19 protein-coding genes are annotated in these 24327 nt (G+C 59.4%); 15 read left to right on the forward strand and 4 right to left on the reverse strand.

Going from position 1 to position 24327, the window contains the following annotated elements; genetic code table 11:
- Positions 1 to 40 precede the first annotated feature (40 nt).
- The 5 genes from ACIK7D_RS14370 to ACIK7D_RS14390 are packed head-to-tail and all read left to right on the forward strand — an operon-like array spanning position 41 to position 4726.
- Positions 41 to 913 (forward strand): branched-chain amino acid ABC transporter permease, encoded by an 873-nt coding sequence (locus ACIK7D_RS14370; protein WP_104680284.1) that lies wholly within the window; start codon positions 41 to 43, stop codon positions 911 to 913.
- The gene (locus tag ACIK7D_RS14375; protein ID WP_020009811.1) at positions 910 to 1818 is read left to right on the forward strand and encodes a branched-chain amino acid ABC transporter permease; all 909 of its coding nucleotides are present in this window, start codon (positions 910 to 912) and stop codon (positions 1816 to 1818) included. The genes ACIK7D_RS14370 and ACIK7D_RS14375 overlap by 4 nt, the downstream gene beginning before the upstream one ends.
- On the forward strand, positions 1815 to 2543 hold the full coding sequence (locus tag ACIK7D_RS14380; protein WP_400156617.1) for an ABC transporter ATP-binding protein: 729 nt from the start codon (positions 1815 to 1817) through the stop codon (positions 2541 to 2543). Before ACIK7D_RS14375 ends, ACIK7D_RS14380 begins: the two co-directional genes overlap by 4 nt.
- Complete coding sequence (locus ACIK7D_RS14385; protein ID WP_400156618.1) at positions 2536 to 3258, forward strand: ABC transporter ATP-binding protein; 723 nt, start codon at positions 2536 to 2538, stop codon at positions 3256 to 3258. Before ACIK7D_RS14380 ends, ACIK7D_RS14385 begins: the two co-directional genes overlap by 8 nt.
- Positions 3259 to 3274: 16 nt before the next feature.
- Complete coding sequence (locus ACIK7D_RS14390; protein ID WP_400156619.1) at positions 3275 to 4726, forward strand: aldehyde dehydrogenase; 1452 nt, start codon at positions 3275 to 3277, stop codon at positions 4724 to 4726.
- 30 nt (positions 4727 to 4756) lie between these two features.
- Here ACIK7D_RS14390 and ACIK7D_RS14395 read toward each other — a convergent pair whose 3' ends face one another.
- Entirely contained in the window at positions 4757 to 5653 is an 897-nt protein-coding gene (locus tag ACIK7D_RS14395; RefSeq protein ID WP_137454069.1) for a choline sulfate utilization transcriptional regulator, read from the reverse strand.
- Between the two features lie 94 nt (positions 5654 to 5747).
- Between ACIK7D_RS14395 and choX the strand changes: the two genes are divergently transcribed.
- A complete protein-coding gene (choX, locus tag ACIK7D_RS14400; protein WP_065116878.1) occupies positions 5748 to 6701 on the forward strand; it encodes a choline ABC transporter substrate-binding protein in 954 nt (317 codons plus the stop codon).
- Between the two features lie 14 nt (positions 6702 to 6715).
- A complete protein-coding gene (betC, locus tag ACIK7D_RS14405; protein ID WP_400156620.1) occupies positions 6716 to 8230 on the forward strand; it encodes a choline-sulfatase in 1515 nt (504 codons plus the stop codon).
- 83 nt (positions 8231 to 8313) lie between these two features.
- On the opposite strand, the gene ACIK7D_RS14410 is transcribed toward betC, so the two are convergent.
- Together ACIK7D_RS14410 and ACIK7D_RS14415 are read right to left on the reverse strand one after the other, a co-directional pair.
- Entirely contained in the window at positions 8314 to 8775 is a 462-nt protein-coding gene (locus ACIK7D_RS14410) for a hypothetical protein (RefSeq protein WP_127757141.1), read from the reverse strand.
- A 77-nt stretch (positions 8776 to 8852) separates the two neighbouring features.
- Positions 8853 to 9740 (reverse strand): AraC family transcriptional regulator, encoded by an 888-nt coding sequence (locus ACIK7D_RS14415; RefSeq protein WP_080818957.1) that lies wholly within the window; start codon positions 9738 to 9740, stop codon positions 8853 to 8855.
- 198 nt (positions 9741 to 9938) lie between these two features.
- On the opposite strand from ACIK7D_RS14415, the gene ACIK7D_RS14420 reads away from it, so the two are divergent.
- From ACIK7D_RS14420 to ACIK7D_RS14445, 6 genes are all read left to right on the forward strand, one after another.
- Positions 9939 to 11405: an alpha-glucosidase/alpha-galactosidase gene (locus ACIK7D_RS14420; RefSeq protein ID WP_137454070.1), complete on the forward strand. Its 1467-nt coding sequence runs from the start codon at positions 9939 to 9941 to the stop codon at positions 11403 to 11405.
- A gap of 124 nt (positions 11406 to 11529) precedes the next feature.
- On the forward strand, positions 11530 to 13617 hold the full coding sequence (locus ACIK7D_RS14425) for an ABC transporter substrate-binding protein (RefSeq protein WP_137454071.1): 2088 nt from the start codon (positions 11530 to 11532) through the stop codon (positions 13615 to 13617).
- Positions 13618 to 13704: 87 nt separating this feature from the next.
- Entirely contained in the window at positions 13705 to 14712 is a 1008-nt protein-coding gene (locus ACIK7D_RS14430; RefSeq protein ID WP_003521727.1) for an ABC transporter permease, read from the forward strand.
- 1 nt (position 14713) lies between these two features.
- On the forward strand, positions 14714 to 15850 hold the full coding sequence (locus tag ACIK7D_RS14435) for an ABC transporter permease (protein WP_137454072.1): 1137 nt from the start codon (positions 14714 to 14716) through the stop codon (positions 15848 to 15850).
- Positions 15851 to 15862: 12 nt separating this feature from the next.
- A complete protein-coding gene (locus tag ACIK7D_RS14440; protein ID WP_137454073.1) occupies positions 15863 to 17533 on the forward strand; it encodes an ABC transporter ATP-binding protein in 1671 nt (556 codons plus the stop codon).
- Between the two features lie 22 nt (positions 17534 to 17555).
- Positions 17556 to 18929 (forward strand): alpha-glucosidase/alpha-galactosidase, encoded by a 1374-nt coding sequence (locus ACIK7D_RS14445; RefSeq protein WP_135397636.1) that lies wholly within the window; start codon positions 17556 to 17558, stop codon positions 18927 to 18929.
- 374 nt (positions 18930 to 19303) lie between these two features.
- Here the strand turns inward: ACIK7D_RS14445 and uppW are convergent, their stop codons facing one another.
- Positions 19304 to 20719 carry a Wzy-type polysaccharide biosynthesis protein UppW gene (gene uppW / locus ACIK7D_RS14450; protein ID WP_400156621.1) on the reverse strand — a complete coding sequence of 472 codons (1416 nt, stop codon included), beginning with the start codon at positions 20717 to 20719 and terminating at the stop codon, positions 19304 to 19306.
- A gap of 102 nt (positions 20720 to 20821) precedes the next feature.
- Between uppW and ACIK7D_RS14455 the strand changes: the two genes are divergently transcribed.
- A complete protein-coding gene (locus ACIK7D_RS14455) occupies positions 20822 to 22822 on the forward strand; it encodes a family 16 glycosylhydrolase (protein ID WP_162936808.1) in 2001 nt (666 codons plus the stop codon).
- 224 nt (positions 22823 to 23046) lie between these two features.
- Positions 23047 to 24030 (forward strand): polysaccharide biosynthesis acyltransferase UppZ, encoded by a 984-nt coding sequence (gene uppZ, locus ACIK7D_RS14460; RefSeq protein WP_400156622.1) that lies wholly within the window; start codon positions 23047 to 23049, stop codon positions 24028 to 24030.
- The last annotated feature ends 297 nt before the right edge of the window (positions 24031 to 24327 follow it).

Here is a 24327-nt window from a genome sequence, read left to right on the forward strand (position 1 = left end):
CCGGCAGGCTTCGGCCATGTTCCAGACTGGAGACATTCCCTTGTTTTTATCCACCCTCATCTTCGGCTTGATGCTGGGAGGGACCTATGCGCTGATCGCGCTTGGACTTTCGCTGCAATATGGCATCGCCCGCATCATGAACCTTGCTTATGGCGAAGTGCTGATTGCGGCTGCCTTCATCGCTTTCGTGCTGTTTTCCAGCTATGGCCTGTCGCCGCTCTGGTCGCTGTTCATCATCGTGCCGCTCGGTTACGGCCTGTCTTTCGCGATCTACCGGGTCATGATGCGGCCGCTCGTGCGCCGTTCGGGCGGCTCCAGCCGTCTGGAAGTCGATTCCATTCTGGCGACCTTCGGGCTGCTCTTCGTTATCCAGGGCATCATGCTTGTTGCGTTTGGCGGCAACTACCATTCCTATTCCTATCTCGCCGAAGGTGTCGACATCTTCGGCACGACCGTGGCGCTCAACCGGCTGCTGTCTTTCGGCCTGTCGGTCGCGATCGGCGGTGGGCTATATCTGGCGCTCACCCACAGCCGCTGGGGTCTCAACCTGCGGGCGGTGGCGCTTGCGCCCAAATCCGCGCCGCTGGTCGGTATCGATGTGAACCGTGTGGCCTCGATCGGCTTTGCCCTTGGCGGCGCACTCGCCGTGGCGGGTGGAGTGATGATCTCGATGTACCAGACCTTTTCCGCCTCCTATGGCGTGGTCTTCACCATGAAGGCGCTTGTCGTCGTCATCATGGGCGGTGTCGGCAATCTGCTTGGCGCGCTGGTGGCCGGCCTGCTGCTCGGTCTCGTGGAAACCTTCGTGCTCGTTTATGTCGATCCCGGCCTCACGCTTGCCGCCACCTATCTGCTTTTCCTCGTGGTGCTGCTCTGGCGTCCGGAAGGTATCTTCGCAAGGAGGGGCAAATGATCCCGCTTCTCATCGGCCTTGCCGCAGCTGCACTGCTGGCGCTTTCCCCATTCTTTTTCGATGCCTATGGCGTCGGCGTCATCATCGGCCTTCTCGGTTATGCGACGCTCGCCTCCGCCTGGGCGATGTTTTCCGGTCCGACCCGTTATATTTCGCTCGCCACCGTCGCCTTCTTCGGTGTCGGGGCCTATACGGTCGCGGTGCTGAGCGAGGTTTTGCCATGGCCGCTGGTGCTCCTGTGCGCGGCCCTCGTCGGCGCGGCGCTGGCGCTTGTCGTCGGGCTTTCCACACTGCGCGTCGCCGGCATTTATTTCGTGATCTTTTCCTTTGGTCTTGCTGAACTCATCCGCCAGCTCATCACCTGGTATGAGGTGAATGTGACCGGCACGCTCGGGCGTTACATCTTCCTGCCGCTGGAGCCGCAGCATGTGCTGTGGCAACTGCTGGCGCTGGCTGTCGTGACACTTCTGCTGGCAATTCTAATCGACCGCAGCAAACTCGGACTGGCGCTGAAGGCAATCGGTGACGACGAGGTCGTGGCCGCCCATGCGGGCATTAATCTCGCCCGCACCAAGCTGACGCTCTTCGTGCTCTCTGCCACGATCATCACGCTGGTCGGCGCCATTCAAGCCCCGCGCTGGGTCTATATCGAGCCGGCCATCGTCTTTAATCCGCAGGTCTCGTTCCTCACCGTCATCATGGCGCTGCTAGGTGGAGCCACACGCCGCTGGGGACCCATTCTCGGTGCGGTGCCGCTGTTCCTGCTGTTCGAGTGGCTGGGCGCTAACTTCCCCAACCATTTTTCCATCATTCTCGGCGCTCTCTTCATCCTCATCGTCTTTGTTCTGCCGGATGGCGTGCTGGCGGCACTGGAGAAGCTGCGCAAAAAGGAGAAAGCCGCATGAGCGCCGTTCTCGAAATCACCGATATCCGTAAGACCTTTGGCGGGCTGAAGGCGGTGGATGGCCTTGGCCTCACAATCGAGGCCGGCGAGGTCGTCGGGCTGCTCGGGCCAAACGGTTCCGGCAAGACGACGCTGATGAACCTGATCTCCGGGGCACTGAAGCCGACCGAAGGGTCTATCCGGCTCAAAGGGCAGGAGATTGCAGGCCGGCGGCCGGATGTGATTGCGCGCGCCGGCGTGGCGCGCACCTTCCAGCTGGTGCGGCTTCTGCCGTCGCTTTCCCTGCTTGAAAACGTTGCCGTATCGGCCATGTTCGGGCCGAAGCGGCTTTCGCGTCCCGATGCGGAGAAGGTCGCGCGCGCCTGCCTCGAAAGAATAGGTCTTGCCGGGCGCGAGACAATGCCGGCCGGCGATCTCACCTACATCGACCAGAAACGGCTTGAACTGGCGCGTGCGCTGGCGGGCGAACCGAAGCTTCTGCTTCTCGACGAATGGCTTGCGGGCCTCAACCCGACGGAGCTGCAGGAAGGAATAGCGTTGATCCGGCGGCTGGCATCGCAGGGAACGACGATCCTGCTGGTGGAACATATCATGGCCGCCGTGCGCGCACTCTGCCCGCGCTCCGTGGTCATGGCGGCCGGTCGCAAGATCGCCGACGGGCCGACGGCAACGGTGCTTGACGATCCGCAGGTCATTTCCGCCTATCTGGGAGCGGCACATGCTTGAAATAGACGCACTGACAATCCGCTACGGCAAACATCTCGCGGTTGACGGCATATCGCTCAATGTCGCCAAGGGCGAAACGGTGGTGCTGCTCGGTGCCAATGGCGCTGGCAAGTCATCACTGCTGAAAGCGGTCGGCGGCATGGTGGCTCCGGCCTCCGGAGACGTGCGCGTCAACGGTTCGTCGCTTGCCGCTGTTCCCGCCCATCAGATCGTGGAGCGGGGCGTGGCGCTGGTGCCGGAGGGGCGCGGAATTTTCGCGGCGCTGACGGTGGAGGACAATCTCCGTCTCGGGTCCAATCCCCGCCATGCCCGTTCAGCGGAAAAGGCGACAAGAGAGCATATTTTCTCGCTGTTTCCGCGCCTTGCGGAGCGGCGGCAGCAGCTTGCCGGCACCATGTCCGGCGGCGAACAGCAGATGGTCGCCATCGGGCGGGCTTTGATGTCGGCGCCGGATTATCTGCTGCTGGACGAGCCGAGCCTTGGGCTTGCGCCCATCGTTACGCAGGAACTTTTCGCCGCCCTGGCGGAGATCAAAAAGAGCGGCCTTTCCATTCTGCTTGTGGAGCAGAATGTGCGCGAAAGCCTTGCGCTTGCCGATCGCGGTTATTTGCTGGAAGCAGGACGGATCGTCGGGGCAGGCACGGCGCAAGCCCTGTCCGCCGATCCAGCCGTGCAACGGGCGTTTCTCGGCGGCACCACCGCCGCCATTGTCTGAACTCAGGAGAAAGACCATGCAGACTGTCAATCTTTTCATCGGCGGCGATCATTGCCCGGCCGCGAGCGGCAAGCGTTTCGAACGCAGCAACCCCATCACCGGCGACGTGGCGACCAGCGCGGCTGCTGCAACGGTAGAGGACGCCACCCGTGCGGCCGATGCCGCGGCCGCGGCCTTTCCCGTCTGGTTGGCAACACCGCCCGGTGAACGCCGCCGCCTGCTCCTGGCTGCCGCGCAGGCGCTCCTCGCCGCCGGGCCTGACATTACCCAGGCGATGAAGGAAGAAATTGGCGCAACCGATGCCTGGGCCGGGTTCAACGTCAAACTGGCGAGCGACATGCTGGTGGAGGCGGCAAGCCTGACCACCCAGATCAAGGGCGAGGTCATCCCCTCCAACCGTCCGGGAACCATGGCAATGGCATTGCGTCAGCCGGCCGGCGTTGTCCTGTCCATGGCGCCGTGGAATGCGCCGGTCATTCTCGGCGTGCGCTCCATCGCCACGCCACTTGCCTGCGGCAATACGGTTGTCATGAAGACCTCGGAACTGTGCCCGCGCACCCATGCGCTGATCATCGAAGCCGTCGCTTCGGCGGGTCTGCCCAAGGGCGTGCTCAACGCCGTCTCCAATGCGCCGGAAGATGCCGCAAAGATCGTCGATACGCTGATCGCGCACCCCGCCGTCAGACGCGTGAACTTCACCGGCTCGACCCGCGTCGGCCGGGTGATTGCCGAAACGGCCGGCCGTTACCTGAAACCCGCTTTGCTGGAGCTGGGCGGCAAAGCGCCGTTCATCGTGCTTGATGACGCCGATATCGATGCGGCTGTCGCGGCTGCTGCCTTCGGCGCTTATATGAACCAGGGCCAGATCTGCATGTCGACGGAGCGCATCATCGTGCTCGACAGTGTTGCCGATACATTTGTCGAGGCCTTTGCCAAAAAGGCTTCGAGCCTCACGGCCGGCGATCCGCGTGAGGGCAAAACACCGCTCGGCTCGCTGGTCAGCGCCGAAGCGACATCGCGCATCCGGGCGCTGGTGGATGATGCCGTCTCCAAGGGCGCGCGGCTGGTCGCGGGCGGCGGCGGCAACGGCACGATGGTGGATGCGATCGCCGTCGATGGCGTCACGCCTGCCATGCGGCTTTATGCAGAGGAAAGCTTCGGTCCCGTCGTCTCCATCATCAGGGCCGGCAGCATCGATGAGGCCGTGAGCATCGCCAACGAAACCGAGTTCGGTCTTTCCGCGGCGATTTTCGGCAGGGATCAGGCAAGGGCGCTTGCCATTGCCGCCCGCATCGAAAGCGGCATATGCCACATCAACGGCCCGACTGTTCACGATGAGGCGCAGATGCCTTTCGGCGGCGTCAAGGCCTCCGGCTACGGCCGTTTTGGCGGCACGGCGGGCATTGCGGAATTCACCGAGCTGCGCTGGGTCACGTTGCAGGATGGGCCGCTGCATTATCCCATCTGAGCCGCAAACGGTACAGGCTGGCGGGCGGCGTCATCGCCGCTCGTCGATCAGCCAGCCGGTGAGTTTTCTTACCGCACTGTCGCTGCTTTTCGGCCGCATCAGCCAATAGCCGCGTCCCGGTGCATCGAGGCTCGGGCCGGCCGTCACCAGCACGCCGGCCTCCAGCAATGGATCGACCAGTCCGGCCCAGCCGAGCGCGAAACCCTGTTCGCCAATGGTTGCCTGCACCACCATGGTGTAATTGTTGAAGCTGATATCGCCGCCATCATGCTCGGCACCGCGATGCACGCCGAAATGCTTGAAATAGGCAGTCCAGTCGAACCAGTGCGCCTGCGAGGTGTTTTCGAGGTGGATGAGTTTATGGCGTGAAAAATCAGCGACACCCGCCGGTGCCGGCGTTTCCGCCAGGAGCGCCGGCGAGCAGACCGGCGTGACCTTTTCCGAAAGCAGCAATACCGCTCCTTCGCCCGCCTCCTGCCGCGTGCCGAAAATCACCATCACGTCGCTGTCGTGTTTGCCCTGGCCAAGTGGGTCCTGCGTGGCGACGATCTGGATGTTGATGTCGGGGTTGAGCGCGCGAAAGCCGTGCATGCGCGGGATGAGCCACAGGGACGAAAAGGCATAGTCCGTGTGCAGACGAATGGTCTGCCGCTCTTCCGTCCGGCGAAGCTGCTGCGCCAGAAGGTCGATGGCGTCGACATTGCGCGAGACGATCTCGAACAGCCTCTGACCCTCCGTCGTCAGTTCGATGCCGCGATGTCTGCGCTGCACGAGCGCTACGCGGAGTTCCTCCTCCAGCCGGCGAATCTGATAACTTACGGCAGGCTGCGTCAGCCGCAGGGATGCCGCCGCCGCCGTCAGGCTGCCGCGGCGGGCAACCTCGGTGAAAATGCGCATCCATCCCAGATCAAGCGGCCGGTCTGACATTAAAATTCCTTATATCAACTATCGAAAAATACCCGCTTCACAGGCAAAAGCAACGTGGTGTTCAATAAACTGGATTGATAAAAGGGGAGCCGCAATGAAAACCATTTCTCATCTGCATCGTATCGCCGCCGGTCTTTTTCTGTCCGTGGCGGCCTTCTCCACCCCGCTTCAGGCGGCCGATGACGCGGCCTGCAAGACCATCCGTCTCAGCGATCCGGGCTGGACCGACATCACCGCCACCAATGGCGTTGCCTCCGTGCTGCTGGATGCCTTGGGTTATGAGGCTGACGTCAAGACGCTGTCAGTGCCGATCGGTTATCAGGCGATGAAGAACGGCGAAATCGACGTTTTCCTTGGCAACTGGATGCCGGCGCAGAAATCCTTCGTGGACGATCTGAATGCCGCCAAAGCGGCCGAGGTGATGACGAAGAACCTCGAGGGTGCAAAGTTCACGTTGGCAGTGCCGGCCTATATGGCGGAAAAGGGCGTCAAGGATTTCGCCGATCTCGCCAAACATGCCGATGAATTCGAAAGCAAGATTTATGGAATCGAGCCCGGCGCACCGGCCAACCAGAATATTCAGAAGATCATCGACGCCGATGATTTCGGCCTGAAGGGCTGGCAGCTCGTCGAATCCGGCGAACAGGCGATGCTGGCGCAGGTGGAACGGGCGGGCAGGGACAAGAAGGCGGTGGTCTTCCTCGCCTGGGCGCCGCATCCCATGAATGAGAAGATCGATATTGCTTATCTCTCCGGCGGCGACGCCTATTTCGGCCCAAATTTCGGCGGCGCGGAAGTTTATACGCTCGCCCGCACCGGCTGGCCGCAGCAATGCCCGAATGCGGCGACGCTGTTCAAGAACCTGAAATTCGATATTGGCATGGAAAATACCCTGATGGGCTCCATTCTTGGTGGCGAGGATTCGAAGGCGGCGGCAGCGGCCTGGCTGAAGGCCAATCCGCAGGCGCTGGATGGCTGGCTGCAGGGCGTTACCACGCTGGATGGCAAGCCGGGTGCGGACGCCGTCAAAGGCAAGCTTGGTCTCTAAACCGGAAAGTGGAAATGCCGCGTCCCAATATCCTGATCCTGATGGCCGACCAGTTCAACGGGACGTTTTTTCCCGACGGCCCGGCCGATTTTCTTCACGCACCCCATCTCAAAACACTGGCGAAGCGGTCCGTCCGCTTCGCCAACACCTATACGGCAAGCCCGCTCTGCGCGCCGGCCCGCGCCTCCTTCATGTCCGGGCAATTGCCGAGCCGCACGCGGGTTTACGACAATGCCGCCGAATTCGCTTCCGATATTCCGACCTATGCGCACCACCTGCGGGCGACGGGTTATTACACCGGCCTTTCAGGAAAGATGCATTTCGTCGGCCCGGACCAGCTGCATGGCTTCGAGGAGCGTCTGACGACGGATATCTATCCCGCCGATTTCGGCTGGACACCCGACTATACCAATCCGGGGGAGCGGATAGACTGGTGGTATCACAATCTCGGTTCGGTCACCGGCGCAGGCGTCGCCGAAATCACCAACCAGATGGAATATGACGACGAGGTGGCCTACCACGCCAGCCGCAAGCTCTACGACCTGTCGCGCCGCCTCGATGATCGGCCGTGGTGCCTGACAGTCAGCTTCACCCATCCGCACGACCCCTATGTGGCGCGGCGCAAATTCTGGGACCTCTACGAAGACTGCCCCGAGCTTGATCCGCAGACATCGGCGATTGCCTTCGACGAGCAGGATCCGCATTCGAAACGGTTGCTGGAAGCCTGCGATCACGAAGCTTTCGATATTTCACCGGAGCAGATACGCCGGGCACGGCGCGGATATTTCGCCAATATCTCCTATATAGACGAAAAGGTCGGCGAAATCCTTCAGGTGCTGAAGGCGACGCGGATGGAGGAGGACACGATCATTCTCTTCCTCTCCGACCATGGCGATATGCTGGGCGAGCGCGGGCTGTGGTTCAAGATGTGTTTCTTCGAAGGTTCCGCCCGCGTGCCGCTGATGGTGGCCGCACCCGGCTGGCAGCCGGCTTTGATCGACACGCCAGTCTCCACACTCGATGTCACGCCGACGCTCTGCGGTCTGGCGGGGCTCGATATCACCTCGCTCAAACGCTGGACGGACGGCGAGGATCTGGCGGCGCTGGCAGCGGGAACTGGCGAGCGCGGCCCGGTGCCGATGGAATATGCCGCCGAAGGCTCGATAGCACCGCTCGTCGCGCTTCGCGACGGCCGCTACAAACTATCGGTCTGCGAGGCCGATCCGCCCTTGCTTTATGATATCGACGCGGACCCTGAGGAGCGCACGAACCTTGCCGGCGACCCTGCTTTCAGCACCGTCCTCTCATCGCTTTCCGCTGAAATCGACAGCCGCTGGCAGCTCCCGGTTTTCGACGCGGCGGTGCGGGAAAGCCAGGCGCGTCGCTGGGTGGTCTACAAGGCGCTGCGCAACGGCGCTTATTACCCGTGGGATTACCAACCTTTGCAGAAAGCCTCCGAGCGCTATATGCGCAACCACATGGACCTCAACGTGCTGGAGGAAAACCAGCGGTATCCGCGCGGGGAGTGAAGCGGGTAGGGCGGATCAGGCTGGTACGGGCATCCTCTGCCCTTGCGGAACTGCGCCGCAAACGGTGACGGGGCGCTGTGCCTCTATTGCGCGAGAAGCCGGAGCCTGACCCAGTTCAGCGCCGCAAGTTTGAAGCGATCGTAAAACGACCGCGCGAAACGCACATAGCGCATGATCCATGCAAGCCAGGGATAGGTGAGGAGCTTTTCCCGGCCGGCGTGATAAATGCGCTCGACGATCAGGAATGTCGCGAGATGGGCGAAGACCGTCAGAACCAGCCCCACCTTGACGGCGCCATGGGCAATGAGGACGAGACCGATGATCTTCATCGGTTCGGCGATGGCGAAGGGCACCGCAAGGCAAAGGAGAATGGCAAGACGCGGCAATCGCGCGATCCGGCTTTCCAGTCGCTTGATGAATGTCAGCCCGGATATGGCCCTGATGACGGGCCGGTAGAGCGGGCGGAAAATGCCGTCGAGGATCAGGGCGAAAACGATGATCGCCCGAAGCGGAAAGACGAGGAACGTCCGGATTTTGCTCTTCACCTCGGCGGGTCTCCAAAAAGGGCGTAACGCCCATCCTTAATCGCCTGAAACATGTCAAAACGAAGTCGTTTTGTCGTTCAGCCCTGCCGCACGCTCGCATACATGCCGGTGGTGCGGAATTCGCTCGGATTGGTGCCGTAGAGCCTGCGAAAAACCTTGGAGAAATAGTTCGGATCCTCGAAACCGCACAGCACCGACACCTCCTTGATGGGAAGGTTGGCCGCCGAGGTGAGAAGCTTGGCCGCCCGGCGCAGGCGTCGCTGCAGCACGAATTCCGCCGGCGACAGGCCCTCGCTTGCCGCGAAGATGCGGGAAAAATGCGCGCGGCTGAGGCCTGCCACCGCCGCAAGGTCGCTGACCGAAAGCCGTTCGCCGAGATGGCTGTCGATGTAGCTCAGCACCTGTTGCATGGTACGATATTCGCCGCCGAAAGAAGGATGAGAACCGAAGACATCGTCATAAAGCGTCATCGCCGCTTCATAAGCGACGGCGGAAGCCGCGCCTGGCGTTTCCGCGCCATTGACGAGGCGCGAGCAGCATTCGGCAAGATGATCCACGGTTTCGGGTTGGAGTTTGAGGATCGGGCCGGTGACGGAGAGGATATTGCGGTGAATGCGCAGGGCTTCCTCGCCGTTCATGGAAATCCAGAAGAACTCCCATTCTTTGCCTTCTTCCAGCCAGTAGCGGTGATTGTGGGGAATGAGCAGCAGCAGGGTTTCGCCCGGTCTCACCACATAATGGCGGTTCTCGTAACGCAGATTGCCCTGGCCGGCGATGCAATATTGCAGCACGGTAAAAGGCGTCTGGCCGCGTTTGCGCCCGTCCCAGTCGTAATTGCCGCCGCTGCGGATTTCATAACCGCTGCTGGTCGGCATGGTGTGCAGCGTCTGGCGGCCGCGCGGCAGCGAGACTGTTCGCATGCCGGGTCCCTGATCGATCAAATCCCGCAGCACAAAATTACCCATGAAAGCATAATCCTTCTCTGGTCCTCACCGATATTATACGCATAATCCCGATCCGAGGAGACAGCCAGCAGGATATTGCTGCTGAAAAATTGGAGAGGAAGGCCGGTTTTCCGGGATTCTTACGGGTATTTTTCTGCAGTGCCATTTTAAGATCCTTCGGCCCGTTTCACCCGTTCGATTTGCAACAGAGGTGGCGTTATGAGTTTCAAAATCGCTATTATTGGCGCAGGCAGCGTCGGTTTCACGAAAAAACTGTTCACCGATCTCCTGTGTGTGCCGGAGTTTCGCGATATTGAAGTCGCGCTGACGGATATCAGCCAGCACAATCTGGATATGATCAGGGCGATCCTCGAAAAGATCGTCGAGGCCAATGGTTTCCCCGTGAAGGTGACGGCCGATACCGACCGGCGGCGGGCGCTGGAGGGTGCGAAATATATCATCAGCTGCGTGCGGGTCGGCGGTCTGGAAGCCTATGCGGACGATATCCGCATTCCGCTGAAATACGGCATCGACCAGTGCGTGGGCGATACGATCTGCGCCGGCGGCATTCTCTACGGTCAGCGCAACATTCCGGTCATTCTGGATTTCTGCAAGGATATCCGCGAGGTCGCCGCATCGGGTGCGAAATTCCTGAACTATGCCAATCCCATGGCGATGAACACCTGGGCGGCCATCGAATATGGCAAGGTGGATACCGTCGGTCTCTGCCACGGCGTTCAGCACGGCGCGGAACAGATCGCCGAAATTCTCGGTGCGAAAAGCGTGTCCGAGCTGGATTACATCTGCTCCGGCATCAACCACCAGACGTGGTTCATCGATCTGAGGCTCAACGGTCGCAAGATCGGCAAGGACGAGCTGGTCGCGGCCTTCGAGGCGCATCCGGTCTTCTCGCAGCAGGAGAAGCTGCGCATCGACGTGCTGAAGCGGTTCGGTGTCTATTCGACGGAAAGCAATGGCCATCTGTCGGAATATCTGCCGTGGTATCGCAAGCGGCCGGAGGAAATCGCCCGCTGGATCGACATGTCCGACTGGATCCACGGCGAAACCGGCGGTTATCTCCGCCACTCTACCGAAACGCGGAACTGGTTCGAGACGGAATTTCCGCAATTCCTGGCATCCGCCGCCAAGCCCATCGACCCGGCCAAGCGCTCCAATGAACATGCGAGCCACATTCTGGAAGCGCTGGAAACCGGGCGTGTCTATCGCGGCCATTTCAACGTCAAGAACAATGGCGTCATCACCAATCTGCCAGCCGATGCCATCATCGAATCCCCCGGTTTTGTCGACCGTTTCGGCATCAACATGGTCTCGGGCGTGACCCTGCCGGAAGCCTGTGCGGCCACCTGCATGGCTTCCATCAACGTGCAGCGCATGTCCGTGCATGCGGCGGTGAGCGGCGATATCGATCTTTTGAAGCTTGCCGTGCTGCACGATCCGCTGGTCGGCGCCGTCGCCACACCGGAGGAGGTCTGGCAGATGGTGGACGAGATGGTTGTCGCGCAGGCCCGCTGGCTGCCGCAATATGCCCATGCCGTGCCGGCAGCGAAGGAGCGGCTTGCCAAATCCAGCGTCAAGACCCGCGACTGGGCGGGGGCTGCGCGCCGCAATGTGCGCTCCATCGAAGAATTGCGGGCCGAAAAATCGGCGCTGAAAAAGGCTGTTTGAAGGAAAAGGCTGTTTGAAGGAAAGGCATGGGAACAGGCCGGGCGGCGGAAGGGAGTTCGCCGCCACGGCCAGAACGATCACAGAGGGTGGGCGGTCGAAGAGCTGCCATTTGGGAGGAATGACGATGTTACTTCAACGCAGGATCGGTATCATCTCGGCACTGGGTCTCGGTGTTTCGATGATCGCACTCAATGCGAATGCCTTCGAGACCGCCACGCCGCCCGAGCCGCCGCAATTTCCGGCCGAAGGCAAGATCAATTATGTGGCGCGCGACTCGATCCTCGAATTCAAGGCGCTGCCGAGCTACAGCGAGCCTGACTGGGTCAGCGAGAAATTCGAAAAGACCGGCAAGCTGCCGCCCTTGAAAGAGCGCCTGCCGGAAGAACCGCTGGTCTACAAGACCGGCAATATGCCCGACGGTATGGGCGTTTACGGCGATACGATGCGCCATGTGATCGGCGGCAGGCCCGAGGGCTGGAACTATATTGCCGGCCAGAGCCAGGGCTGGGGCGGCATCGATATCGCCCTTTCCGAATGCCTGACGCGCACCGCACCGCTATTTCAGGTGGATGCCAAGGATACCGAACCGTTGCCCAATCTCGCCAAAAGCTGGGAATGGTCCGAGGATGGCCACAAGCTGACGATGCATCTCGTCAAGGGCGCCAAGTGGTCAGATGGCGAAGCATTCAACGCCGATGACGTGATGTTCTACTGGGAAGATGCCGTCGTCGACCCCAATGTTTCACCGCTTGGCGGCGGCGCATCGCCCGAGGCTTTCGGTGAGGGAACGACACTCACGAAGATCGATGATTACACCGTCGAATGGACCTTCAAGGCGGCGTTTCCCAAGCAATATCTCTATACCATGGCCTATCCGAGCTTCTGCCCCGGGCCGTCGCATATCCTGAAACCGCAGCATCCGAAATATTCCAAGAACACCTATAACCAGTTCAAGAACGCTTTCCCGCCGGAATATATGAACATGCCGGTCATGGGGGCATGGGTGCCGGTCGCTTATCGTCCTGATGACATCATCGTGCTGCGGCGTAATCCCTATTACTGGAAGGTCGATGAGAAGGGCCAGCAGCTGCCTTATCTCAACGAGGTCCACTACAAGCTCTCCACCTGGGCTGACCGTGATGTGCAGGCCGTGGCGGGATCGGGCGATTTCTCCAACCTCGAACAGCCGGAAAATTTCGTCGCCTCGCTGAAACGCGCCGCCGATCCCAATGCGCCGGCTCGTCTCGCCTTCGGGCCGCGCCTCATCGGCTATAATCTCCAGATGAATTTCTCCGCCAATGGCTGGGGCAATCCGGACGAGCGCGGACAGGCGATCCGCGAGCTGAACCGCAACGAGGTGTTCCGTCAGGCCGTCACATCGGCCATCGACCGTAAGGCAGTCGGCGACTCGCTGGTGAAGGGACCGTTCACGGCGATCTATCCGGGCGGCATTTCGTCTGGCACCAGCTTCTATGACCGCGCCTCCACGGTCTATTACCCCTTCAACCTCGATGCCGCCAAGGCCGCACTCGCCTCGATTGGCCTGAAGGATACGGATGGCGATGGTTTCCTGAATTTCCCGAAGGAAACGCTGGGCGGCCGCAATGTCGAAATTACCCTTCTCGTCAATAACGGTTACGCGACGGACAAGAGCCTCGCGGAAGGTCTTGTTGGCCAGATGGCGAAACTCGGCCTGCGCGTCGTCATCAACAGCCTCGATTCCAACCAGCGTGATGCCGCCCATTATGGCGGGCAGTTCGACTGGCTGGTGCGCCGCAATTCCACCGAGCTTTCATCCGTGGTGCAGAATACCGAGCAGCTTGCCCCTGTCGGCCCGCGCACCAGCTGGAACCACCGCTCGCCCGAAGGCAAGGAACTCGATCTGATGCCGTTCGAGAAGGAGATGGCCGACATCGTTCGCAAGTTCATCTCCTCGCAGGATAATGCCGAGCGGGCCGAGCTGATGAAGCAATATCAGAAGGTCTATACGCAGAACCTCTATACGATCGGTCTCACCGAATATCCCGGTGCGCTGATCGTCAACAAGCGGTTCTCGAATGTGCCGCAGGGCACGCCGATCTTCATGTTCAACTGGGCCGAAGACTCCATCATCCGCGAACGCCTTTGGGTCGCGGCCGACAAGCAGGGCAAATACGAACTCTTCCCGCAGCAGCTTCCCGGCAAGCCGGGTGAGGGCGGGCCGATTAACTAGAACTCCTCCCGGAGAAAACCCGGTACCGGTCGCGCGTGAAGCGCGGCCGGAGATACACGGCCCATCCAAACCGAGGAAGACCGTTCGATGCTGAGATTTCTGACGATACGAGTTGCATCCGCCATTCCGGTGTTGTTGATCCTGAGCGTGGTGACCTTCGCCATCATTCAGGCACCGCCCGGCGATTATGCCGACTACATCCGCTCGCAGCTGATGAACCAGGGCGGCGCGTCCTTTGAACAGGCGGAAGCGCAGGCGCAGGCCTACCGCATCGAGCACGGCCTCGATAAGCCGCTCGTCATTCAATATTTCAACTGGATCGGCGGCATCGTCACCCGCGGCGATTTCGGCTACAGCTTCTATTACAACAAGCCGGTCGCCGATGTGGTTGGCGAACGCCTGCCGCGCACCATTGCGCTGGCGCTGGTCTGCCACATCTTTGCATCGGTTCTCGGTATCGCCTTCGGCATATGGGCGGCCACACGGCAATATTCCTGGGTCGACAATCTGCTCTCCACTATCGCCTTCCTTGGTATGACGATCCCGCGTTTCCTGATGGCGCTGATCCTCGTCTATCTCATGGTGTTTCATTTCGACGTGTCCGAGATCGGCAGCTTCTTCTCGCCGCAATATGGCGGTGCGCCATGGTCGTGGGGCAAATTTGTCGATCTGGTCAGCCATGTCTGGCCCGTGGTCGCCATCGCCGTCTTCGGTGGGCTGGCCTATAATATGCGAGTGATGCGCGGCAATCTGCTCGATACGCTGAATGCGCAATATGTCGAGACGGCGCGCGCCAAGGGTCTTTCGGAAGGCGCTGTCATCATGCGCCATGCGGTTCCGAACGCGGTGCATCCGCTCGTCATGTATCAGGGCGTGGTGCTGCCTTACATGCTGAGCGGCGAGATCGAAACCGCGATCATCTTCGCGCTGCCGACCGTCGGCCCGGCCATTGTCGGCTCCATGGCGGTGGGCGATGTCTATGTCACCGCGACCTTCATGATGGTGCTGGCCGCCACGCTGATCGTCGGCAACATCATCGCCGACATGCTGCTTGCCATGCTCGACCCGCGCGTTCGCGAATTCGGGAGGGCCTGAGATGATGGCGTTTGACGAGATGAAGACCGAAACCGCCACTGCGGCAAAACCCGACCGTTCCGCCCATGGCAACGAGACCTATCTCGCGCTGGTCTGGCGGCGTCTCAGACGCTCCTTCACCGGCATGGTCGGGCTGGTGCTGGTGGCGCTGCTAATCCTGATCGCCATCTTTGCGGATTTCTTCGCGCCGATGAACCCGCTCGAAACCCATGGCAGCTTCTCGCCGCCGCAGGTGGTGCGCTTCACCGACAGGGATGGTAATTTCAGCCTCGTACCGCGCGTCTATGCCATCGCCGAAACGGAAGAGCTTGATCCGGTCACCTTCCAGCCCATCGTCGGGCCGGATTACGACAATCCCGTCTATCTCGGCTTCTTCGTCAAAGGTGCGGAATACAGGCTGCTGGGCCTTATCCCGATGAGCCGTCATTTCTTCGGCTCGACCGATGGCCAGCCGGTGCATTTTCTTGGAACCGACAAGTTCGGACGCGATGTTCTGTCGCGCGCCATCTATGGCTCGCGCATCTCGCTTGCCATCGCCTTGAGCGTCGTCGCCATCGTTACCGTCATCGGCACCAGTGTCGGCCTGATATCAGGGTATTTCGGCGGGCCGCTGGATGCCTGGGTGCAGCGTTTCGTGGAAGTGGTGCTGGCTTTCCCGCAATTGCCGCTTTATCTCGCGCTGACCTCGCTCATTCCAGTCACCGCGCCGACCACCGTGTTCCTCGTCTTCGTGGTCGGTGTCATGTCGGCGCTCGGTTGGGCGCAGATGTCGCGAGAGGTGCGCGGCAAGACGCTGGCGCTGGCGCGTATCGATTATGTGCGGGCGGCCATTGCCGTCGGGGCGACCGACCGGCGCATCATCTTCCAGCACATCCTGCCGAATGTGATGAGCCATGTGATCGTTGCCGTCACGCTGCATATCCCAAGCGTCGTGCTGCTCGAATCTTTCCTGGGTTTCCTCGGCTTTGCGGTCAAGCCGCCGCTCATCTCCTGGGGGCTGATGCTGCAGGATACGGCGACCTATTCCGTCATCGGTTCCTATCCCTGGATTCTCGCACCGGTCGGTTTCGTGCTGGTCACGGTCTTCGCCTTCAACGCGCTGGGCGACGGCCTGCGCGATGCCGTCGATCCCTATTGAGAGGAGCGTAACATGGTTGCTGCTGCACAGAACAACGCTTACGCCCCCGCCATCCGGCTCGATGCCGATGACCGGAACGACGACGCCATCATCGATGCGCGCAACATCGCCGTGACCTTCAGGGTGGAACATGGCACGGTGGAGGCGGTGAAGGACATCTCCTTCCAGCTTTACAGGGGCGAGACGATTGCCATCGTCGGCGAATCCGGTTCGGGAAAATCCGTCACGGCCCGCACGATCATGGGGTTGTTGACGAAGCGGGCGTCCGTTGCGAAATCCGCCACCGTGCGTTTCAACGGCGACGACATTCTGAAGTTTTCTAGCCGTCAGCGGCGTGCGCTGCGCGGCAACCGCATCTCGATGATCTTTCAGGAGCCGATGAGTTCGCTGAACCCGATCTATACGATCGGCAGCCAGATCGTCGAGGCGATCCGCGTTCATTCCAAGCTCAGCCGGAAAGAGGCCGAGGCGAGGGCGCTCGATCTTCTGCGGCAGGTGCAGATACCGGAGCCGGAAGCGCGGCTGAAGCAATATCCGCACCAACTATCCGGCGGCCAGCGGCAGCGTGTGATGATCGCCATGGCGCTCTCCAACGATCCGGATGTGCTGATTGCCGATGAGCCAACCACCGCGCTCGATGTGACGGTGCAGGCGCAGATCCTCAACCTCATCCGCGATCTGCAAAAGAGGCGCGGCATGGCCGTGGTTCTCATCACCCATGACCTGACGATCGTGAAGCAGTTTTCCGATTACGTCTATGTCATGCAGCATGGCGAGATGCGCGAACACAACACCACGGAAAAGCTCTTCGAGGCGCCGCAGCACCCCTATACGAAAAAGCTGCTTGCCTCCGAACCGCATGGCACGGCAAAGCCGCTGCCGGAAAATTCCGGCGTGCTGCTGACGGCAAGCGGCGTGCGCGTCTCTTTCATGATGCGTTACGGCGGGCTGTTCAAACCGGAGCTGAAGGAGTTGATCGCCGTCGACAGCCTGGGGCTCACCCTCAATCGGCACGAGACGCTTGGGCTCGTCGGTGAATCCGGTTCCGGCAAGACGACCTTCGGCCAATCCCTGCTGCGGCTGAACGAGCCGGTGGCCGGCGAGGTGATCTTTGATGGCGAGAGGGTCGATGGCCGCTCCCGCACCGAAATGCGGCCTTTGCGTTCGCGTATGCAGATCGTTTTTCAGGATCCCTTCGCCTCGCTCAATCCGCGCATGACCATCGGCCAGATCATCGAGGAAGGCCTCATCATCAACGGTCTTGGGCGAACCAAGGCCGAAAGGCTGGACCGGGTGCGCGACGCGCTGGAGGCGGCGGGCATGCCCGGCAATATCCTCTCACGTTTCCCGCACGAGTTTTCCGGCGGCCAGCGCCAGCGTATCGCCATTGCCCGTGCGGTGGCGCTGGAGCCGGAATTCATCCTGCTCGACGAGCCAACCTCGGCGCTCGATCTTTCCGTGCAGGCGCAGATCATCGATCTCCTGCGCAAGCTGCAGGATGAGCGGGGCCTGAGCTACCTGTTCATCTCACACGACCTGAAAGTGGTCCGCGCGCTCTGCCACCGCGTCATCGTCATGCAGCGCGGGCAGATCGTTGAGCAAGGGCCTGTCGAGGATGTGCTGACAAATCCGAAAACCGAATATACCCAGCGGCTTGTACGGGCCGCCTTCGAAATCGCTTGAATTCCCAATGCTGGAGGTAGACATGGCAAGAGATCCCAAGATCACATTCATCGGCGCAGGCTCCACGGTGTTCATGAAGAACATCATTGGCGACGTGCTGCAGCGTCCGGCGCTTTCGGGCGCCAACATCGCACTGATGGATATCAATCGCGAGAGGCTGGAAGAAAGCGCCATCGTCGTCAACAAGCTGATTTCGACGCTTGGCGCAAAGGCGAAAGCCGAGACCTATACGGACCAGAAAAAGGCGCTCGCCGGCGCGGATTTCGTTGTCGTGGCCTTCCAGATCGGCGGTTATGAGCCCTGCACGGTCACCGATTTCGAGGTGCCGCGCAAATATGGCCTGCGCCAGACCATCGCCGATACGCTCGGCGTCGGCGGCATCATGCGCGGCCTTCGCACCGTGCCGCATCTGTGGAAGATTTGCGAGGACATGCTGGCCGTCTGCCCCAACGCCATCATGCTGCAATATGTGAATCCCATGGCGATCAACACCTGGGCGATTGCGGAAAAATATCCGACGATCCGGCAGGTCGGCCTTTGCCATTCCGTGCAGGGCACGGCCATGGAACTCGCCCACGATCTCGATATTCCATATGAGGAAATCCGTTACCGTTCGGCCGGCATCAACCATATGGCGTTCTTCCTGGAGTTCGAACACCGCCAGCCGGATGGCAGCTACAAGAACCTTTATCCCGACCTCGTGCGCGGCTACCGCGAAGGCCGTGCGCCCAAACCCGGCTGGAACCCGCGTTGCCCCAACAAGGTGCGTTACGAGATGCTGACGCGTCTCGGTTATTTCGTCACCGAAAGTTCCGAACATTTTGCCGAATATACGCCCTATTTCATCAAGGAAGGGCGCGAGGATTTGATCGAGAAATTCGGTATCCCGCTCGATGAATATCCGAAGCGCTGCATCGAGCAGATCGAGCGCTGGAAGGGCCAGGCGGCGGCCTATCGTTCGGCCGAGAAGATCGAGGTCAAGCAATCCAAGGAATATGCCTCCTCCATCATCAACTCGGTCTGGACCGGCGAACCTTCGGTTATTTACGGCAACCAGCGCAACAATGGCTGCATCACCTCGCTGCCATCGGATTGCGCGGCGGAAGTGCCGTGCCTGGTCGATCATAACGGCGTGCAGCCCACCTTCATCGGCGAATTGCCGCCGCAGCTCACCGCCCTGATGCGCACCAACATCAATGTGCAGGAGCTGACGGTGCGGGCGCTGATGAGCGAAAACCGCGAGCACATCTTCCACGCGGCGATGATGGACCCGCACACGGCGGCGGAACTGGATCTCGACCAGATCTGGTCACTGGTGGACGATCTGCTGCTGGCCCATCGCGACTGGCTGCCGGAATGGACGCAGGTGGAGGTGAAGCGGGCGCGGGCGGTGTAAGGCGCCGGTCGCTGCGAAAATGCGAGGCGTCGGGTTTTCGTCTGCGGTCGAGTTCACCGACACGCCTCTCTCCATATTCGACGTCATCCTCGGGCTTGTCCCGAGGAATCAACCACGTAGCGAAAATTGACAGGGAGCAGATGCTCGGGACAGGGCCGGTTTCTCTCGCCCTTTCGCAGGGCGAGAGAAAGCCGATCCCAAGATTCAGTCGAAGTGACATCAAGCATGCAGACCAGCCTGCCCACGTTAACTTAACTTCTGTATGCCTTAGTGCCTCTGCGATGCACTCGGGTAATACCGATTATTGAAATCGGTCCCACCCAATGTGATCTTCGCTTGTCCCAGGCAAACGTACTAAATCTTAATTGGCTTATTCACTCAGCTCTTTTTTGGCCAGACTCGGAGTTTCGTGCCAACTGGGCAGTCGCGAACTTCTTTCGGGCAGCAGCCAATCGCAAGTGCGGTATCGTAGCCCTGTCCGCATTAGCGCCGGTTCGCGCAGATTCCGGCTCTGCCTCGTCTTCGGCAAGGCTGGCGTTCGCCTGCAGATGCAGGCCCATTACCGCCACGAGGAGAAAAAACCAGACGAAGCCCGAACTGAGCAAGAATAGCGTTTCCAGAAAACCGTAGAGCAGCACATAAAGGCAGATACCGACGTAAAGGCGGGTCAGCGGACTTTTGCGCGTCGCCTCGTCCATTTTGCCGAGATAATGAAGCGGTAGCAGATAAATCCACATCATCACCAGCACCAGACCGGGGATGCCACCCGCAAGCAGCAGATCGAAATATCCGTTGTGGGCCGCTGGCGCGGTCGTTGCCCAACTGTTGCTATCCATGCTCGACATCAGGGCGTCGCTGCGCCAAAAGGCCTGATAGCCATATCCGAGGATCGGACTTTTGCGGATGTAATCGATGGCGACGACCCAGATATCGGTTCTTCCGGTGAAACTGGCATCGAGCCCCATCCTTGTCAGCATCTGCGAAAAGACCGGATCGATTGTGGTGCCGACGACCACAACGGTAAAGACCAACAAAAGCAGGGTCACCACCATATAGCGCCAGCCGGGCCAGCCGACGATGAACCAGCCCGTTGCTATGATGATCGGCACCAGCCCGAGTACGGTCTTGCCGCCTGACTTGATCAGGAAGAACAGCGATAACAGCAGCACCAGCAGACCGCCAATGAAGGACCAGCGCCGGCAAAGATAAATCGCCACGATGATCAGCACGGCCATGACCGAGGCAGCCTCGTTCTTGTGCTGGAAGACCCCTCGCCAGTTACCCGCAAGAAGGGGCTCCAGCGCATCGCTCGCTTGGTGGATCGACCGTGACGGCAGGACGATGACGCCGAAATAGCACAGGAAAAGGATAATCATCGCGCAGCTGGCAAGCAGCGTAGTGAAATGTCGTTCCGTGCGCGGCAATTGCAAAAAGCAACCGGCAAGCACGCAGATGATGGCGCACATGACAAGCCGGCGCAGCGAAAACATCGGCGCCTCCCCCACGAGAGAGGTGAAGGCGTGCCAGCCGAAAATCGTCGCCATCAGCAGACGCGGCGTGAAGACGATGGAGAAAGACCGTTCCTTCACCATGAACACCATGAAACTGAAAAGCAGGATGATCGCGGTGAGCTGGTTCAGCAGGTTGGACCCCTCCGCCATGGCGGAGCCCTGATAGGTCGACGAGAGCGAAATATAGGGTGAGAAACCGACCGTAAAATAAAGGAACGTCACATAAAACAGTGTATTCCGCCAATTTCCACGCGTCTGTTCTTCGTGCGCTGCATCCATAAGGGGATCTTCTCTGCCATTTTTCCCATGTGCCCGATGCTTCATTCCGGTGACATCAATATCCCAAGAAAACCCTATTTTTTAGTTATTCCGAATGCACGGATGAATAGCAGTTCCGTTGTGAAGGAAAGAGGCCTAAGCGGAAAAACAGACGCTTTTCTGCAATCAAACGGTGCGCAGATTCTGGCTCGGTTTAGATTCTTTCATCATCTCGATAAAGATGTGCCTTTTCGACGAATCCCCAACTCCGCACTTGACGAGAAGATGCCAGTTCAGGCTTATTGGAATTCAACTATAAGCTGTCTTTATTTTGGGGGTGTCGTGAGAGGTTCTTTACTGACCTGGCTACTTGCCATGATTTTGTATGCTGCGGGCTCTCCAGCTCATGCTGTAAGTGTAGATTGCGGGGAGAACCAGTCATTCTCGGCTGGGCTCGGAGGCTGGGGACCATGGTGGAGTGGGTCGACTCCGGTCGTGGATACGTCCATCGGCCGTACGGATTCGCGATCCCTGCGTTTGCAGGGCAGTCCCGGCACGGCAACCAGGTACATATTACCCACCGAATGCCCGCTCGGCATCGCTTATGTGAATTATTGGGTGCGCACCCAAACGGGTGGCGCTCGTATTTATACAAAGCTCGTTGATCAGGTGACCGACGCTGTCCTGTACGATTCGGTCAACGCCGGACCGACCGTTGTGGGGACGACTTGGACAAGGATTTCGATTCCCGTCATGATCACCAATGAGACGCTCATTGGCATTACCGCCGAGCCGGTTTCGCCGGCAACCAACACAACAGTTTATATTGATGATGTCGTCGTTGCTAACGATGCCTGCGCAAACCAGTCTTTCACGCAAGACACGGGCGGGTTTGTGGTTTGGTGGAGCGGTAATGCGGTGGCCAGAACCTCCCCCGGACGAACAGATGACTGGTCGCTCAAACTGAGCGGTTCTCCATATGGCACCGCCAAGCGAGATATAAGCCCCGGCGAATGCCCTCAGCCATTAACCCGAGTTGCTTATTATGTCCGAGCGGAGACGGGAAGCGCTCTTGTTCACACGAAACTGGTCGACCAGGTAACCGACGAAACACTATGGGATACCAACACCGGCCCGATTGCCGTTTCATCAACGGCCTGGACGCGCATCGTTATTGACGTTCCCATGCCGAATACAACATTGATCGGCATTACAGCTGAAAGACAGGATGGCGGTGCGGTCTCGGTGCTGGTCGATGATGTCATGCTGAATCCAGGCGTCGCCGCTTCCCCCCCAACGCAGCCAGACAATGTACCTGTTCCAGTCCGAGATGGTTGGGCTCTGACTTTTTCGGATGAGTTCTCGAATGGTACACTTGATCCCGCAAAGTGGGTGGCAATCACCACGGGCCCAACATACGGGTCAAGCACAGAGGGTTTTGGCGAAACCTGGGGAACGGAGTGCTATGATGCCTCGCAAGTAGCGATCCAAAACGGCTCGCTGCAATTGACCGCAAAACAGCAGTCCGTGAGCTGCCTGGGGGTCACCAAATCTTGGCTCAGCGGACTTGTCATCTCGAAAGACCGCTTTTCGCAGGCTTTCGGCCGTCTGGAGGCACGGATCAGAATGCCAGTCGCAAGGGGATCCTGGCCAGCATTCTGGATGATGCCGCAGTTGCAAAAGAACTGGGGAACTTGCGGCATGTACTGGCCCTGCGGCGGCGAAATCGACATTCTTGAATATGTGGGGCAACTCAACTCGACGACCAATGCCACTGAAGACAAAACAGTGCACAGTACTTTGCACTGGGGTACATCGACTGCTGGGCATACACAGGACTCCGGTTCGGCAAACGTTATCCCCAGCGTCGACCGTTGGACGGTATACGCCGCCGAATGGGATACGACAGGAATCTCGTTCTTCGTCGATGACAACTTTGTCAAGAAGATCACATTTCCCCTTCCCAACAGCTCAGGACTTTACGCCGGAGCAGAACCATTCGATGTTCCGTTCTACTTCATCCTGAACCAGTCAGTGGGAGGCGTTTGGCCAGGGACGCCAGACCCTGCAGATTATCCCAACACTGTCAAAATCGACTACGTTGCGGCATATAAGCGTCCGTAACCAGGGCATTTACTCAATTGCACAAGAGATGGCTGCTTCTGGTAAGAGTAATTCTGGTCGTCTGGTTCCTCAGATTTTAGGTGTTTTTTGAACGTATACCTCATCAATTCTTGCAAGCATCGTAATCAGGAGAGTTCGGCGACTTTTTCGAGTTGGTGCGACTCGCCGCCTCTGTCTGCATTTGAGGCGAAGGACGTGAACGGTTGAGTACTTCAGGAGCGGCAATGCAAAAGGTTTATTCCATCCAGTTTCTGAGGGCGCTCGCGGCGTTTTCGGTCCTGCTGTTTCATATAGTCGGTGAGCCATTTACGATTGGGGCGGCAGGTGTGGATGTCTTTTTTGTCATCTCCGGCCTCATCATGGGTTCTTTCGCAACGGCGGCGGGACCGGGAGCGTTTTTATATCACAGGCTGGTCCGTATTGTGCCCTTATACTGGGCCGTGACCCTGGTGATGTGCGCCGGTGCGATGGCGGGCGTTTTTTCCACCTTTACCTTTACCCTCGAGCATTTATGGAAATCGCTGCTTTTTATTCCCTATACAGGCGATAACGGCGAGGTAGCTCCCCTTTTGGTCGTGGGCTGGACACTTAATATGGAAATGTTCTTCTATATTGTCTTCGCGCTTGGACTTGCTTTGCGCGCGCCGCTGACTGTGACGGTCGGCATCCTGTCCGCCATGGCTTTGGCAGGACAGGTTTTCAACTGGCAATCCCCCTTCATGCAGACCTGGACCTCGCCGCTCTTGCTGGAGTTCCTCGGCGGGCTTCTGCTGTCGCGCTTTATGTTCCAGGGCGGACAAGCGGGTATCGCCGCGCTTGTCATATCACTGACGGGTTTTGTTGCCGCGGCTATGATAAGCGAGCAAACTGGAATGCTGCGCCTGATGACGTGGGGCGTACCTGCATTTTTCCTTGTGGCCGGATGCGTGTGGCTCGAAAATGCCGGATTATGGCCGAGACGTCTGCTGAAACCAATCGAGATTATCGGGGACTCGTCCTACGCCCTCTATCTTCTGCATGGCCTGGTGATCTCAATCATTCATAAGATATTGGCGCCCGGTATTCTCGCAGGAGCGGTCATCATCATCGTTGCACTGGCCGTGTCGGTCTTGGCGCATTTCCTGTTCGAGAAACCGCTTATCAAGCTTTTCAGACGCAGGTATGGCGGCGGACCGCGCCGGCAAGACCAAGCCGTACCGGTGCGCTGACATGAGGATTGGCCACAGGAAAAACATGCAGGCCGAATCTTTTCCTCCCGCGCGGCTTCAATGGGCTGGACGTTTGCACACAATCCATCACCGATGCAGTCGCACGCATGGCTGTTGTGCCGGCGATTGCGACCGCAACCGTTTCTTTATAACGTCAAGACCAATGAGCTTCATGCGTCATCGTCACTCTTCTGGTTCGTGGCACGGACGCTTCTATTCTACCACTGCTCGCATAATTGGGAGGGAAGGACGGTCATCGGGTCTAGGACCGCTAATGCTATCATTTTTAGCGCGATG

This window comes from Agrobacterium sp. P15N1-A (assembly GCF_044626815.1).
Classification (GTDB): domain Bacteria; phylum Pseudomonadota; class Alphaproteobacteria; order Rhizobiales; family Rhizobiaceae; genus Agrobacterium; species Agrobacterium leguminum.

Coding starts and splice junctions, on each gene's coding strand:
- ACIK7D_RS14375 (WP_020009811.1), top strand. CDS start 910: ATGATCCCGCTTCTCATCGGCCTTGCCGCAGCTGCACTGCTGGCGCTT.
- ACIK7D_RS14380 (WP_400156617.1), top strand. CDS start 1,815: ATGAGCGCCGTTCTCGAAATCACCGATATCCGTAAGACCTTTGGCGGG.
- ACIK7D_RS14385 (WP_400156618.1), top strand. CDS start 2,536: ATGCTTGAAATAGACGCACTGACAATCCGCTACGGCAAACATCTCGCG.
- ACIK7D_RS14390 (WP_400156619.1), top strand. CDS start 3,275: ATGCAGACTGTCAATCTTTTCATCGGCGGCGATCATTGCCCGGCCGCG.
- ACIK7D_RS14395 (WP_137454069.1), bottom strand. CDS start 5,653: ATGTCAGACCGGCCGCTTGATCTGGGATGGATGCGCATTTTCACCGAG.
- choX (WP_065116878.1), top strand. CDS start 5,748: ATGAAAACCATTTCTCATCTGCATCGTATCGCCGCCGGTCTTTTTCTG.
- betC (WP_400156620.1), top strand. CDS start 6,716: ATGCCGCGTCCCAATATCCTGATCCTGATGGCCGACCAGTTCAACGGG.
- ACIK7D_RS14415 (WP_080818957.1), bottom strand. CDS start 9,740: ATGGGTAATTTTGTGCTGCGGGATTTGATCGATCAGGGACCCGGCATG.
- ACIK7D_RS14420 (WP_137454070.1), top strand. CDS start 9,939: ATGAGTTTCAAAATCGCTATTATTGGCGCAGGCAGCGTCGGTTTCACG.
- ACIK7D_RS14425 (WP_137454071.1), top strand. CDS start 11,530: ATGTTACTTCAACGCAGGATCGGTATCATCTCGGCACTGGGTCTCGGT.
- ACIK7D_RS14430 (WP_003521727.1), top strand. CDS start 13,705: ATGCTGAGATTTCTGACGATACGAGTTGCATCCGCCATTCCGGTGTTG.
- ACIK7D_RS14435 (WP_137454072.1), top strand. CDS start 14,714: ATGATGGCGTTTGACGAGATGAAGACCGAAACCGCCACTGCGGCAAAA.
- ACIK7D_RS14440 (WP_137454073.1), top strand. CDS start 15,863: ATGGTTGCTGCTGCACAGAACAACGCTTACGCCCCCGCCATCCGGCTC.
- ACIK7D_RS14445 (WP_135397636.1), top strand. CDS start 17,556: ATGGCAAGAGATCCCAAGATCACATTCATCGGCGCAGGCTCCACGGTG.
- uppW (WP_400156621.1), bottom strand. CDS start 20,719: ATGGATGCAGCGCACGAAGAACAGACGCGTGGAAATTGGCGGAATACA.
- ACIK7D_RS14455 (WP_162936808.1), top strand. CDS start 20,822: ATGAATAGCAGTTCCGTTGTGAAGGAAAGAGGCCTAAGCGGAAAAACA.
- uppZ (WP_400156622.1), top strand. CDS start 23,047: ATGCAAAAGGTTTATTCCATCCAGTTTCTGAGGGCGCTCGCGGCGTTT.